This window comes from Enterococcus sp. DIV0800, assembly GCF_050559735.1.
GTDB lineage: Bacteria > Bacillota > Bacilli > Lactobacillales > Enterococcaceae > Enterococcus_A > Enterococcus_A devriesei.
The window spans coordinates 2,322,150-2,334,857 of sequence record NZ_CP187898.1 but is presented as its reverse complement, the minus strand read 5'-3'; the positions used below and the strand labels follow the sequence as shown (position 1 = coordinate 2,334,857).

The 12,708-nt window shown below is 41.9% G+C and carries 12 protein-coding genes; 5 read left to right on the top strand and 7 right to left on the bottom strand.

Features of this window, described 5'->3' with window-relative positions; translation table 11 throughout:
- Positions 1-197 precede the first annotated feature (197 nt).
- Positions 198-1,352, top strand: coding sequence for a CapA family protein (locus tag IGI54_RS11255; protein ID WP_430620738.1), 1,155 nt, complete (start codon positions 198-200; stop codon positions 1,350-1,352).
- A 98-nt stretch (positions 1,353-1,450) separates the two neighbouring features.
- On the opposite strand, the gene IGI54_RS11250 is transcribed toward IGI54_RS11255, so the two are convergent.
- Both IGI54_RS11250 and IGI54_RS11245 read right to left on the bottom strand, forming a co-directional pair.
- Positions 1,451-3,373, bottom strand: coding sequence for a BglG family transcription antiterminator (locus IGI54_RS11250; RefSeq protein ID WP_071862667.1), 1,923 nt, complete (start codon positions 3,371-3,373; stop codon positions 1,451-1,453).
- Between the two features lie 98 nt (positions 3,374-3,471).
- Positions 3,472-5,418: a PTS fructose transporter subunit IIABC gene (locus tag IGI54_RS11245; protein WP_071862668.1), complete on the bottom strand. Its 1,947-nt coding sequence runs from the start codon at positions 5,416-5,418 to the stop codon at positions 3,472-3,474.
- Between the two features lie 238 nt (positions 5,419-5,656).
- Here IGI54_RS11245 and IGI54_RS11240 point away from each other — a divergent pair, with 238 nt between their 5' ends.
- The gene (locus tag IGI54_RS11240; protein ID WP_071862669.1) at positions 5,657-6,022 is read left to right on the top strand and encodes a bacteriocin immunity protein; all 366 of its coding nucleotides are present in this window, start codon (positions 5,657-5,659) and stop codon (positions 6,020-6,022) included.
- Positions 6,023-6,093: 71 nt separating this feature from the next.
- Here IGI54_RS11240 and IGI54_RS11235 read toward each other — a convergent pair whose 3' ends face one another.
- From IGI54_RS11235 to IGI54_RS11220, 4 genes are all read right to left on the bottom strand, one after another.
- Complete coding sequence (locus IGI54_RS11235) at positions 6,094-6,936, bottom strand: aldo/keto reductase (RefSeq protein ID WP_430620737.1); 843 nt, start codon at positions 6,934-6,936, stop codon at positions 6,094-6,096.
- 118 nt (positions 6,937-7,054) lie between these two features.
- Positions 7,055-8,080 (bottom strand): LLM class flavin-dependent oxidoreductase, encoded by a 1,026-nt coding sequence (locus IGI54_RS11230; protein ID WP_430620736.1) that lies wholly within the window; start codon positions 8,078-8,080, stop codon positions 7,055-7,057.
- Positions 8,081-8,193: 113 nt separating this feature from the next.
- Positions 8,194-8,748, bottom strand: a complete 555-nt coding sequence (locus IGI54_RS11225; protein WP_430620735.1) for a hypothetical protein — start codon at positions 8,746-8,748, stop codon at positions 8,194-8,196.
- A gap of 93 nt (positions 8,749-8,841) precedes the next feature.
- The gene (locus IGI54_RS11220) at positions 8,842-9,174 is read right to left on the bottom strand and encodes a hypothetical protein (RefSeq protein ID WP_071862673.1); all 333 of its coding nucleotides are present in this window, start codon (positions 9,172-9,174) and stop codon (positions 8,842-8,844) included.
- 443 nt (positions 9,175-9,617) lie between these two features.
- On the opposite strand from IGI54_RS11220, the gene IGI54_RS11215 reads away from it, so the two are divergent.
- Genes IGI54_RS11215 through IGI54_RS11205 form a run of 3 tightly spaced genes read left to right on the top strand, consistent with a single transcriptional unit; the run spans position 9,618 to position 11,711 of the window.
- Positions 9,618-10,550, top strand: coding sequence for a PLP-dependent cysteine synthase family protein (locus tag IGI54_RS11215; protein ID WP_430620734.1), 933 nt, complete (start codon positions 9,618-9,620; stop codon positions 10,548-10,550).
- A gap of 38 nt (positions 10,551-10,588) precedes the next feature.
- Positions 10,589-11,245, top strand: a complete 657-nt coding sequence (locus IGI54_RS11210) for a class I SAM-dependent methyltransferase (protein ID WP_430620733.1) — start codon at positions 10,589-10,591, stop codon at positions 11,243-11,245.
- Between the two features lies 1 nt (position 11,246).
- The gene (locus IGI54_RS11205; protein ID WP_071862676.1) at positions 11,247-11,711 is read left to right on the top strand and encodes an S-ribosylhomocysteine lyase; all 465 of its coding nucleotides are present in this window, start codon (positions 11,247-11,249) and stop codon (positions 11,709-11,711) included.
- A 74-nt stretch (positions 11,712-11,785) separates the two neighbouring features.
- Here IGI54_RS11205 and IGI54_RS11200 read toward each other — a convergent pair whose 3' ends face one another.
- A complete protein-coding gene (locus IGI54_RS11200; protein WP_430620732.1) occupies positions 11,786-12,694 on the bottom strand; it encodes a hypothetical protein in 909 nt (302 codons plus the stop codon).
- Positions 12,695-12,708 lie beyond the last annotated feature (14 nt).

Sequence of the window (12,708 nt, the reverse complement as noted above, 5' to 3'; positions counted from 1 at the left end):
ATGGAATAAAAAAATAAGTACTTATAGCTAATTTTATGCTAAATGAAAATGATTATCAATCTCTTAAAATAAATTGATTTTGTCTTTAATGGATTCAGGTTAAATGGATTGAAAATAATGGTATCGCTATCACGTGAAAACACGTAAAATGAATTTTGAGAGAAAAGGAACATTAGGTCTAAATCAAGGGGGATATTGTGAAAAAAATTTGGAGAGTCAGTTTGCTTGTTTTATTATTTCTAAGCGGCTGCAGCAGCAATGAGCCAGCTAAGGAGTCTCAGGAATCTTCAACATCAGTCTCAGAAACCAAAGCAGATCCGACAGTAAAAATAAACTTTTCAGCCGTGGGAGATAATCTAATCCATGATTTTATTTATGATCATTTGAGAAATTCGGATGGGAAGTATCGTTTTGATGAGCTGTATCAGCCTACGAAATATTTGAATCAGGATCGAGATATTGCTTATATCAATCTGGAGACGATTTGTGCCGGCGAGGAATTAGGCTTATCAGGTTATCCGTTATTCAATGGTCCTACGCAAGTGTTAGATTCATTGCACCGCGCGGATTTCAATTGGATATCAGCTGCTAGTAATCACACCTTTGATCGGGGGGAAGCAGGAATCGTCAAACAACTGGAACATTTGGAAAAATATCCGGACATGACAGTGACCGGTTCGCAAAAATCTCCTGACGCACCTCGGATGCAGGTGAAGGAGGTCAAGGGAGTGAAGGTTGGTTTGATGTCCTATACCTTTGGTTTAAATGGGTTAGAGTTGCCGGCTGGCAAAGAATATTTAGTCAATTTGATTGATCCAGAGCAGATTAAAAAAGATATGGAACAACTGAATCAGCAAAGCGATGTTCAAGTGGTTAGTATGCATTGGGGCGAGGAGTATCAATTCAGTCCGAATGAAGAACAGTTGCAGTTGGCGCAATTATTAAGCGATGCGGGGGTGGATGTCATTGTGGGGGGACACCCTCATGTGATCCAGCCAATGGATTATCTAACTGGTGCAGCGGGAAATCAAACCTTAGTCATGTACTCGTTAGGGAATTTTATTTCTTCCCAAGCTGAAGCTGATCGAATGCTTGGCGGCATGGCCCGCTGGTCGTTGGAGTACGATAAAGAAACGCAGCAGGTTAACATTGCTGACGCGGAGTTTTGGCCGACGATCACTTATATCGGAAGTGACTATCAAACCTATCAGACTTACGCTTTGAAAGATTATACGGATGATTTGGCTCAGCAGCATGCGATCCACGTTAATCAAGGCCAAGATTTGTCACGGGAGTATTTTATCCGACGTACGAATGAGATCATGAATGATCAAGTGAAACTGGTGTATTAAAAAAAGAAAGCTAAAAGGAGCTGGGATATTAATACAATCCCAGCTCCTATTTACGGATAAACGGTGGTCCAGAAGTAGCTTCTGTCCCAACCTCTTTTCTATTCATAACTAGATAAGAGGGTCAAGATTTCTAATGGTTGATCGGTTTCAAGAAGTTGATGCAGGCGCTCCGGCTGCTTTTCTAAGTAGCGAATAACGGAAAAGAGTTTTTTGAATTCAGCGTTTTTCAAGTCTTCTTTTTTAATGGCTAATAAGAAGACACAACGAATTTGTTCGCCGTGCCAAGTGACTGGCTGCTGCATCGTCGCAATCGAAATAGTGGAGGCCTTTACATACATTGGATTGCCGTGGGGCAGCGTGACAAAAGCCGCTACCCGCGTGCTGGAATGTTGATCTCGTTCAAGCACCGAGGCCACAAACTCCGGACAAACATAATCGTTTTCTACTAAGATAGTACTCATAAAGCTTAAAATCTCTGTTGGGTCCGTCAGCGCTAATTTAGGAAAAATCAAAAATGGATTTGTAAAGACTGACAAATCAAAGGACTTGATGCGCTTATTTGGAATATGCTCCAACATATATTTGTTTACCTGCGCCAAATCTGTTTCTGTGATCATGGGTGAGATCTCAATCACAGGAAGTTCATCATGTTGAACAGGCAGAGTCGTTAAAATAAAATCCACCGCTGGCAAATCCTCAAAGCGCATTTCGGGACTGTACTCGATCAGATCGAGGATCGTCAGCTCCGGCAGTTCGCGATTCAGTCGAGCCTCTAAAAAGGTCGCCATGCCGCGGGAGTATTCACTGACTAAAATCGTTTGGTAGTTCCGCGTTTTTTTGTGCTGATGCCGTTCGATCGCCGCTTGGAAGTGGATCGTTAAATAAGCGATTTCATCCTGTGGGACATAAAAAGCTTCCGCTTCAAAATAGTCTTCTAAAATAAGCTGTAAAACTAAAAATAATTGCGTATAAGTACTGAAGACATTTTCCGTCAGCGGATTTGAAATTGCTAAACCATAGTTCAAGCGAAAATAAGTCGAAGACAAGTGGGAAATAAGATTTTGGGCCAGTAGCTGATCGTCTGCTAACGAATAATCCAAAAATTGTTGGACCTGATCAATCAAGTGAGCGGCAAGTTCTTGGGATTCGTTTTCGAAGCGGTCAGCAGCTTGTGACACTGAAAAAAGATTCGCGATCCGCAGGGCTAAATAATTGATCTCATCCGGTGAGAATTCAATTGGGTAAACGGTAGCTAATTTTGCAAGAACTTGGCTGCTGATCGTTTGGGCTTGGGTATGATTGACGGCGCGATTTTCATCCTCGCTGAGTGTAACTTTTTGTCCTTGTTTCATCCGTTCTAGCATGAAATAAATATGGACTTCGATACTGGATAGCTCCGCTGGTGGTTCCAGTTGATTTTCTAAGATCACGTCTCGCAAAGTAGACTGAATCACTTTTACGGTGTCTTGAGCGAAAAATTCTGTCAATGACGTACTTTTAGGATCGGCTTTTTGCATATCCCGTAAGATTTTAACCAGTACTTGTCTTTTTTTCGTTTCATCGCCAGTGACGAAGGTCCCTAGTCGTGTTTTAGAAACCAATTGCAGGTGGTGTTGTCTAAAGAAGGCTTCAAGGGTCGTTAGTTCTTTTTGAATCGTTCGGCGGCTGACGAATAACTTTTCCGCTAATTCGTCGAGGCTGATTCCATCCTTCGCGACTAATAAATGAAAAACCAGCATCCGCTGAAGCTGATCGTTGTCGGTGTCTAATGCTGATGGATCATTCAGCGATTGTTTCAGCAGTTCCTTTTCATGAGGCAGTCCAGACAATAAAATACCGGTTCCTTTTTTTCGCTGAATCGCTAAGGGCAGCTGCGTCTCCGTTAAAAAGGCTTCGATTTTATTTAGATCACTATGGATCGTTCGTTCGGAAACGTTGAAGGAATCTGCTAGCGCTTTTGTGGTGATATAACTATTGCTTTCGATTAATTGATAAATAAGCGACTTTTGACGCTGATTCATACAAGGCGGCTCCTTTCTAAATACATTTATGTTGAATAAAAAAACGACTGTGAAAACATATCTATTATGTCTCATCACAGTCGTTTTTTCATCTTATGTTACATTTCGCTTAGTAATTGATTAATGGCCTGTTTATCTGGCGCTTCCAGTAGTGCTTGACGGAAGTCGTCATCCATCAATTTGCGAGAAAGGCGTTGCAGAATCTTCAAGTGCATATCGCCGCGGCTGTTTTCTGGAACAGCGATCATGAAGATCAATTTGGCTGCTTCACCATCTAATGAATGCCAGTCAATTCCCGCTTGGCTTCTAGCAAAAGCTAAGGTTGGTTTCACGACTGAGGCCGATTTTCCATGAGGAATCGCGATACCCATGCCGATGCCGGTGGTGCTTTCACTTTCACGAGCATAGATGGCTTGTTTAAATTCTTCCACGTTCGTGATTGCTTTGTCCTTTACTAAACGTTGGATCAAGTCGTCGATCACACCCGCTTGGGTTGTTTTGGCTGTGTCTAAAGCAATCGTTTCATCAGAGATAATATCAGTAATTGAGTCGAAAGTTTCTGTTGTCGCTTGCGCTTCAACCGGTTGTTCTTCTTTTTCATCTGTAATCGTCATTGCGCCGTGCGGGGTTGCCACAACAGCAGTGGCTTCTAAAGTTGGTTTCAAAACTTTCAGCATGAAGACCGTCACCGCGATCCCAGCAGCTACAGCGACAAAGAACATCGCCACGTGATCAACTGCACCTAAGACAGCCACGATCGGTCCGCCATGAGCAACGTGGTCCGTTACGCCAGAAAGCATCGCAACCACACTACCAGTCATCGCGCCAGCGACGATACTTGGAATGACCCGCAATGGATCAGTTGAGGCAAAAGGAATTGCACCTTCTGTGATACCGAACAAGCCCATTGCTAATGATGCTTTTCCTGCTTCACGTTCTGCTTTAGTGAATTTCGTTTTTAAAATCAATGAAGCCAAACCAAGTGCCAATGGCGGTACACAGATAGCGACTGCGATTGGTCCCATGATTGAATAATTACCTTCCGCGATCAAGCCAGAGCCGAATAGGAAAGCCACTTTGTTGAAAGGTCCACCCATATCGAAGGCGATCATTGCGCCTAAAATCATTGCTAAAACAATTTCACTGCTGCCTTGCATCCCGGCTAAGAAGTGAGTCAATGAGCTAAATAATAACGCAACTGGTTCACCGACAACATAAATAAAGATAAAGCCGACAGCTAATGAAGCCAAGATCGGAATCACAATGATCGGCATGATCGATTGCAAGGCTTTTGGTACAGGCAGCTTTTTGATTCCAACCGCAATCAAACCGGCTAAGAAACCAGTAATAATCCCACCTAAGAAACCGGCATTGGCATCACTGCCGTACAACGCGCCGTTCGCTGCCAACATTCCGCCAACAAAACCCGGAACCAGTCCTGGACGATCAGCGATACTTTGTGCAATAAAGGCTGAAAGGACTGGGACCATTAAGCCCATCGCGATCCCGCCGATGCTGTTCATGGTTGCCCAAATCGTTCCTTCGGGAATCTGAATCCCAGAAGGTGTGGCGGTTCCGCCAAGTGTTAATGAAATCGCGATCAATAGTCCGCCCGTCACAACGAAAGGAACCATGTAAGAAACACCATTCATCAAGCTCTTGTAGATTTTTTTCCCGAAGCTTTCTGATTCGCTTCCGCCGTCTGAAGCCCCTGCGATACTCGCGCCTTCTGCGATCGGCGCTTTGCCGGTTAAAATGTCTTCGACTAACTTAGTCGATTGATGGATGCCTTCTTGGACACCAACAGTCACTAACGGCTTTCCACCGAAACGAGATTTATCGACTTTGGTATCGGCTGCGATAATGACTCCTTCCGCTTCTTGAATATCTTTAGCAGTCAATTCATTTTCCACACCGATTGATCCGTGGGTTTCTACTTTGACTTCTACACCAAGTTCTTTTCCAGCTTTTTCTAAGTTTTCCGCCGCCATGTACGTGTGAGCGATTCCAACTGGACAAGAGGTGATGGCTACAATTTTTTTCATTTACTTTCCGCCTTTCTTTCTACGTTTTGTAGTATATCGAAACGCTGTCATGACATTAAGTACAAAATAATTCAGAAATAACGGAAATTTGTGAAATAAATTGCAATCGTTTGGTTTAAAAATGAAATTAAGTGCAGTCCTTCAGCCTTAATCGAATGAATTTGAACAACTGACGATTTCTATTTTATTTCTTGCTTCTTTGGCGTAGAATAGGGCTGTAAAAGGGGGAGGTTTGGCTATGAAAAGGGAAGAAACAATCAAAAGCGATCCACAAAGACGAGCCCAAGAGCTGATTCACGATTTGTACAATCGTCTGATTCAGCGAGCGAATCCGCAACCGAAACTAGTTGAAATCAATGAAGTATTATTGCAGGTTTACCAAACACTGGAAACGGAAAAAAATCCGGAGCCACTAATCAATCGCTTAGTAAATTATATATATCGTGTCGGATTTGATAATAGGATTCGGTTTGATCGAGAGGAAGAGTCGTTGATTATTGAATTAGGCACGATCGCTAATCGTGCAGGTTTGAATGGCGTGTATCGTTCAGCTGCCGGCGACAAATCACAGTTTTATCCATTGTTTAACAAGAAATCCTATTAAGTATGATAACTGCTGGAAACGAACTGTATAAAAAAAACGCGGCCGAGGCCGCGTTTCTTGTGTATTTCTAGTTATTTTCTACTCAATGAGTTTTTCAACATTTCTTCGTCGTTAGGGTCACCGGAGCCACGTTGATTTTTATCGATCGAAGCGATTAGTGACATTTCTTCATCGGTTAAAGTGAAATCAAAGACATCGATGTTTTGCGCGATCCGGTTCGCATGAACAGATTTTGGAATTACGATGATATCTCGTTGCAAATGCCAATGTAAGATGACTTGTGCCACACTTTTATTGTGGGCTTCAGCGATCTTCTTCAAAACAGGATCTTCTAAAACATTGCTTTTGCCCTGTCCAAGCGGGCCCCAAGCTTCATGGGCGATGTCCAAGCTCTTCAAGTAGTCATTCATTTCTTTTTGTTGGAAGTAAGGATGCGTCTCAAGTTGGTCAACGGCTGGTTTTACTTTCGCAGTCGTCAATAATTTTTCCATATGGGGTTTTTCAAAGTTTGAGACCCCGATGGATTTGATCAAGCCATCGTTATAAAGGCTTTCCATTGCCCGCCATTTTTCGTTGTAGCCTTCACTTGGCCAATGAATCAAATAGAGATCCAAGTAATCAGTTTGTAATTTTTTCAAGGACTCATGGAAAGCGGCGATTGTTTCGTCATAGGTCGTATTGCTATTCCACACTTTTGAGGTGATGAACAGATCTTCACGTTTTACGTCGCTTTCAGCCAATGCCTCACCAAGGCATGCTTCATTATGGTAGATCGTTGCGGTATCAAAGTGACGGTAGCCATTTTCTAAAGCGGCGTCGACAGCTTGTTTTAAGTCGTTAGCATCTTCAACTTTAAACACGCCTAATCCTAATTGAGGAATCGTTTGTCCGTTGTTCAACTTCAACTGTTCCATAAATAAAAACCTCCTAATAGTAGTTACACTAAAAGTATAACCCTATGTGGGTCGAATCGAAAAAAATTTGTTTGGGAAAAAAAGCTAACCTGAAAAACAGGCTAGCTTAATGACTCTATTATCTCCAACCTAAGTCAGGAGCAATATCTTTCACGATCGTTTCAAGTAAATGCATATTGTATTCGACGCCTAAGGTATTCGGAATCGTCACAAGTACGGTATCTGCTTCTTTAATCGCTTCATCCTCAGCTAAACCTTTGACGATTTTATCAGGTTCGCCGGCAAAGGTTTTACCGAAGATCGTTGGGTTTTGATGATAAGCAAGGAAGCCGACTTGATCGTAATTTGCGTCTTCGTCTTGGTGACCGAATAATTGACGATCAATATCTGTCGTAATTGGTTGGATCGAACGAGTGACTAATGTCCGCGGTTCAAAATCATGTCCCGCTTCTTTCCATGCTTCTTTATAAGCCCGTAATTGTTTAGCTTGTTGTACATGGAAAGGTTCATTGGTTTCATAGTTCACTAACGTTGATGATTGTAAATTCATTCCGTGTTGGGCAGCCCAGATCGCTGTTTGAGTCGAGCCAGCACCCCACCAAATCCGTTGACGCAAACCTTCTGAATAAGGTTCAAGCCGTAACTTTCCAGGCGCTTGCGGGAACATTGGTTGTGGATTTTGCTCAGCAAAACGTTCGCCTTCAAGTAATTTCAAAAATTCAAGCGTCCGTTCACGGGTAATATCTTTGATCTCATCTTCGCTATAGTCATAGCCAAAATATTTCCAGCCATCTAGGACTTGTTCAGGTGAACCACGGCCCACGCCTAATTCCACTCGTCCTTGGGTAATAATATCCGTTAATCCAGCATTTTCAGCCATCATATAAGGATTTTCATAACGCATATCGATTAAGCCAGTACCAATTTCAATCTTGCTGGTTTTGGCACCGATTGCTGATAGCAATGGGAAAGGAGAACCAATTTGATCGGCGAAATGATGCACGCGGTAATACGCACCGTCGATACCAATTTTTTCTGCTTCGACTGCTAAGTCGATAGATTGCAAATAAGCGTCTTGGGCGGTTTTAACGAGTGAACCTTGATCCATCCAATGACCAAAACTTAAAAAGCCAATTTTTTTCATGCTAAAGAACCTCCTTAAATCTCTTAATATACTTACTATTAATAAGTTAAATAGATTCTACTACGTTCTATTTCTAAAAGCGAATAATTGTTCTCGGAGAAGCTACATCAGTCTTAAACAAAGCTTTCCAAAATTTCTGTCGCTACTCGTTCAAAGGATTCATCATAATCGATCATCAACTGTTTCAAAGGTTCAACCAGGCTGACTTTTCGGCCTTGGCTTTGAACCTTCAGCAATAATTCTTCGCCATTTAGTCGGAAGTCAACAAATACTTCATCATCGATAGTTGTTTCTAAATAATCGATCAGGGATTCAAAATAGCCTTCAGCCAACGGATCGGCGATTTCGGTTAAGACATGGGCCATCAGCTCTTCTGCTTCAGTATTTTGGTAGAGCAGAAAATGTTTACTGACAAAGGCCGAATTATAAACATTCTTAATTTTGAAATCTAAAAATTGTAAATAGTCCTCTGTGTCACCGACTTTTTCCAACGTATCGAAGACATTACGTAAAACCGCCAACAACGCTTCGTCAAGGACAGCATCAAAGCCTTCTTTCGGATAAGCTTGTTCAATTACTTTTTCTTCTTCGAAAAAGCTCGCTTGGATCTTTTCAAAGTAGCAGTCCGCTGACTGATCCTTTACAAAGAAACTGATTTGCATTCCCATTCTTTCACCTCGTCTAATCATAAATATCACGGCATTGAACAAATAGACTCATGAACTGCCTAGCCATTCATGAGTCTAAATTCTATTAAAATGCTAATTATTATTAACAATCTTTTGGATTGTTTCTGCTAGATGACGAATCACATTCGGAGCACTTTTACGAAAATCGGCGCTAAACGAACCGGACAAACTGTCGACCGTGCCGACTTCTTTGTTCATGATATCAAAAAATGCCAATGTTTGATCTTCTGGTTGCCATTTCACCTTCCAATAAGGGCCCTCCAGATCGCCATCGAGAATTTGCTGGGCATTATCAAGCACCGCTTGACGAATCACTTCTTCTTCCGTGATCGTTTCGCCTTTTTCAAGGAAATAATTTAATTTTTGATCGACTTCAAACATATTTTCAGGGACTAGTGAGTACATTTTTGCTCTTCCTTTCTCGCAATTTTTACGAGTTTCTCTTTCCTTAGTTATACTTAAAGTTAAACAAATCTGCAAAGAAAAAACCTTTTGAAAGCCAGTTTTCGAGTCATTTAGTCAGATAAATTAACAATTTGATGAGTGTTTTCTTTGACTTTGACCGAGGATCTATGATAGTTTTTTTAAAACATTGAAATTGTTCGATATTTTTGGAGGGTTAGACATGACATTCAGCAAATCCGTTGTATTTGAATCTTGCTGTTGTTGTATGGTGCTAAAAAGCAGCATACCACTTTGTCATGCCTGTTAACCGCCCAAATTTTACTTATTGTTGATTGCCAGAGGTACCCTTAATGGGGATATTTGGTTTTAAACGAGTGAAAAGGTGCTGATTAATAGTCAGCGCCTTTTTTGTTTTCTAAAAATTGACTAAAGGAGTTCAGCTAATGATTATTCGTTCCATTCAAGCAGCGATCGGAAATACGCCGCTACTAAAATTTACTCACCAAGAATTCAAGGAAATCCCTGAAGCTTCCGCTGTCTACGCCAAGCTGGAATATTTGAACCCGGGAGGGAGTATCAAAGACCGTTTGGGCAGCTATTTGTTAGCAGAAGGTTTCGCTCAAAAGAAAATCACGCAAAATACTACCATTATTGAACCGACCGCTGGGAATACGGGGATCGGACTAGCGCTGGCGGCCCTAGCAGCCGGGCTTTCGACTATTTTTGTTGTACCGGAAAAATTTAGTTTAGAAAAGCAAGCGTTGATGCAAGCCTTAGGTGCTAAAATCATCCACACACCAACGGAAGAGGGGATTCAAGGAGCGATTCTCGAAGCGAAAAGACTTCATCAGGAGCTTGATGATAGTTATTTGCCGCTGCAATTTGAAAATCCAGCCAATCCAGCCGCCTATTATCACTCATTGGCGCCAGAGTTGGTTGCGGATTTAGGTGCGGAGATTACCAGTTTTGTCGCGGGAATCGGAAGCGGCGGTACCTTTAGCGGTGTGGCCCGCTATTTATTGGAACAAAATCCCGCGATTCGTTTGATTGGAGTGGAACCTGAAGGATCGATCTTAAATGGCGGGCCAAGTCATAGTCATGAAGTTGAAGGCATTGGCGTCGAGTTCGTCCCGCCTTTTTTCGCGGAGCTGCCGATCACTGCTTTTGCGACTATCAGTGACACCGCCGCTTTTGCAATGACTCGGCAATTAGCGAAACAGCATGGATTACTAGTGGGAAGCTCTTCTGGTGCTGCTTTGGTAGCGGCATTGGCAGAAGCGGCAAAATTACCTGCTGGCAGTCAGGTAATCACCATTTTTCCTGATGCTGGAGATCGCTATTTATCCAAAGCTATTTACTCACGAGAAGACTATTAAGCTGAAAAAATATAAATTAAGAAAGAGGGAAACATGAGATGGGATTAGAATTTATGCCGATTTTTGAAAACTGGGCGGCTGACTATGACGACGAGATCAATGGCGGAAATCCAGAGTATCAAGCAGTTTTTCTGAATTATTGGGAAAGCCTCTCTGTAATTACCACTGCTGCAGGATCAAGTATCTTAGAATTTGGCAGTGGCACAGGGAATCTGACCGAAAAGCTCGTTGCTGCTGGAAAGCAAGTCTACCCGGTAGAGCCTTCACCGGAAATGCGGGCAATCGCAAGGAAAAAAACATTGCTGAAAGATGTTACTTTCTTGCCAGGAGACATGGAGCATTTTGAAAAGCCTTTAGCGTCGATTGATACGATCGTCTCAAACTTGGTTTTTCATCATCTGACCGCTGCTGAAAAAGAACAAGTGATCAAACAATACAATCAGCTGCTGCCGATTGGCGGGAAAATTATCTTTGGGGACACGATGTTTTTATCTCAAGCAAGTTATGATAAAATTCTAGCAGCGGTGAAATCAGCGGGTCTTGAAAATTTGGCGGCTGATTTAGAACGGGAGTATTACCCGTTGATCCCGGAAGTAGAAGCGTATTTTAGCGACAATGGCTTCCAAACAACTTATCAGCAAATGAATCGCTTTGTTTGGATTGTCAGTGCAGAAAAAATAATGGAGGCAGAATAAGATGAAAATGAACGTTGAAAGTTTTAATTTAGACCATACGAAAGTTGAGGCGCCGTATATTCGAGTAGCCGATAAAAAAATCGGACCTAATGGCGATGTGATCGTAAAATATGATGTACGCTTAAAACAGCCAAACCAAGATCATATGGAAATGGCTGCTTTGCACTCATTGGAGCATTTGACCGCCGAATTGATTCGTAATCATGCAGATTACATCGTGGACTGGTCACCGATGGGCTGCCAAACAGGTTTTTATTTAACCGTATTAAACCATGAAGACCGAGAAGAAATCATGGATGTTTTAGAAGCGACGATGAAAGACGTGTTAGTCGCTACCGAAGTACCCGCCAGCAATCCTGTTCAATGCGGCTGGGCAGCCAACCACACATTGAGTGGTGCACAAGCCTTAGCGGAGGAATTTTTAAGCAAACGTGCCGAATGGGGCAATGTTTTTGCTGGGGAATAAGCGAAGAGAACGGAAATTTTTTAGCATAAGAGCCAAGACTTAAAAGGTCTTGGCTCTTATTTTCTCGAAAAAATTTAGTTATTCATGACAGTAACGTTCGAGGTATCCATGAATGTTGTAGAAACAACTTTATAGGTTGCAGGGTAGCCGTTAGAAAGATCTTGTTCTTCTAGCTGCCCCGAATTGTTTATCCGAAATATATCCAATGTGTCGATTTGCTGTTGACTATGATCCACCCGAACATAAGCATACCCATCATGATTTTCTACAGATAATTTATAAGGAAATGATGATCGTCCCATGCTGAATTGTTTATCTAAAACAGCGCCGACCCAATCTTTTAATTGTTGTGAAGTTAGATTCTTCGTATCAACATCATTTTCTGAAGTAGCTTCAGTTGAATTTCCGGTTGCTGCTTTTTCTGACCCAAAAGTCCATGTAATGGTATGACCATTATCATCAGTTGTCCAAGTATCAAATGAAATCTGACCATTATTTATTGAATAAGGAATATTCCGCTGTTGAATAATAAGCAGATTATTGGTTAACGTATAAGAGGTATCATAATCAGGTCTGTATGTTCCATTAAGTTCCACATGGACAGTCGTGTCATTAATAAAGTTGAAGCCAGCCGCACCATCATGAATTAAACTTTGCGGCGCCTTGTTTTCCGCCATGGCTTGGGCTGCATCTATTCCGTCGTATAATGAAGGAACCATGGAGAAACGTTTTCCCACTAGTTGCTCTCGGACAGTATTGATGATGTCCGGTTCGTTATTTGATGAAGTTTTTACTTCACTAGTTTGGCTGCTTGAACTACTAGATGAACTTTCTGATACTGCTTTCCTAGTGGTGCTTGAGTTTTTTATAGAACTGCTGGCAATTTTTGCAGATGTTTCCATTGTTTTATTATCTGATTTTTGACAAGCACCTAGCAAAAGGATGCTTGAGAACAAACAAATAAGCATTACTTTCTTATTCATTTTCATTATCTCCC

Bases quoted from the DNA above. Each gene is read 5' to 3' on its own strand.
- IGI54_RS11245 (WP_071862668.1), bottom strand. From the start codon at position 5,418: ATGAAAAAAATTGTAGCCATCACCTCTTGTCCAGTTGGAATCGCTCAC.
- IGI54_RS11215 (WP_430620734.1), top strand. From the start codon at position 9,618: ATGATTATTCGTTCCATTCAAGCAGCGATCGGAAATACGCCGCTACTA.
- IGI54_RS11205 (WP_071862676.1), top strand. From the start codon at position 11,247: ATGAAAATGAACGTTGAAAGTTTTAATTTAGACCATACGAAAGTTGAG.
- IGI54_RS11220 (WP_071862673.1), bottom strand. From the start codon at position 9,174: ATGTACTCACTAGTCCCTGAAAATATGTTTGAAGTCGATCAAAAATTA.
- IGI54_RS11210 (WP_430620733.1), top strand. From the start codon at position 10,589: ATGGGATTAGAATTTATGCCGATTTTTGAAAACTGGGCGGCTGACTAT.
- IGI54_RS11230 (WP_430620736.1), bottom strand. From the start codon at position 8,080: ATGAAAAAAATTGGCTTTTTAAGTTTTGGTCATTGGATGGATCAAGGT.
- IGI54_RS11200 (WP_430620732.1), bottom strand. From the start codon at position 12,694: ATGAATAAGAAAGTAATGCTTATTTGTTTGTTCTCAAGCATCCTTTTG.
- IGI54_RS11235 (WP_430620737.1), bottom strand. From the start codon at position 6,936: ATGGAACAGTTGAAGTTGAACAACGGACAAACGATTCCTCAATTAGGA.
- IGI54_RS11240 (WP_071862669.1), top strand. From the start codon at position 5,657: ATGAAAAGGGAAGAAACAATCAAAAGCGATCCACAAAGACGAGCCCAA.
- IGI54_RS11225 (WP_430620735.1), bottom strand. From the start codon at position 8,748: ATGGGAATGCAAATCAGTTTCTTTGTAAAGGATCAGTCAGCGGACTGC.
- IGI54_RS11250 (WP_071862667.1), bottom strand. From the start codon at position 3,373: ATGAATCAGCGTCAAAAGTCGCTTATTTATCAATTAATCGAAAGCAAT.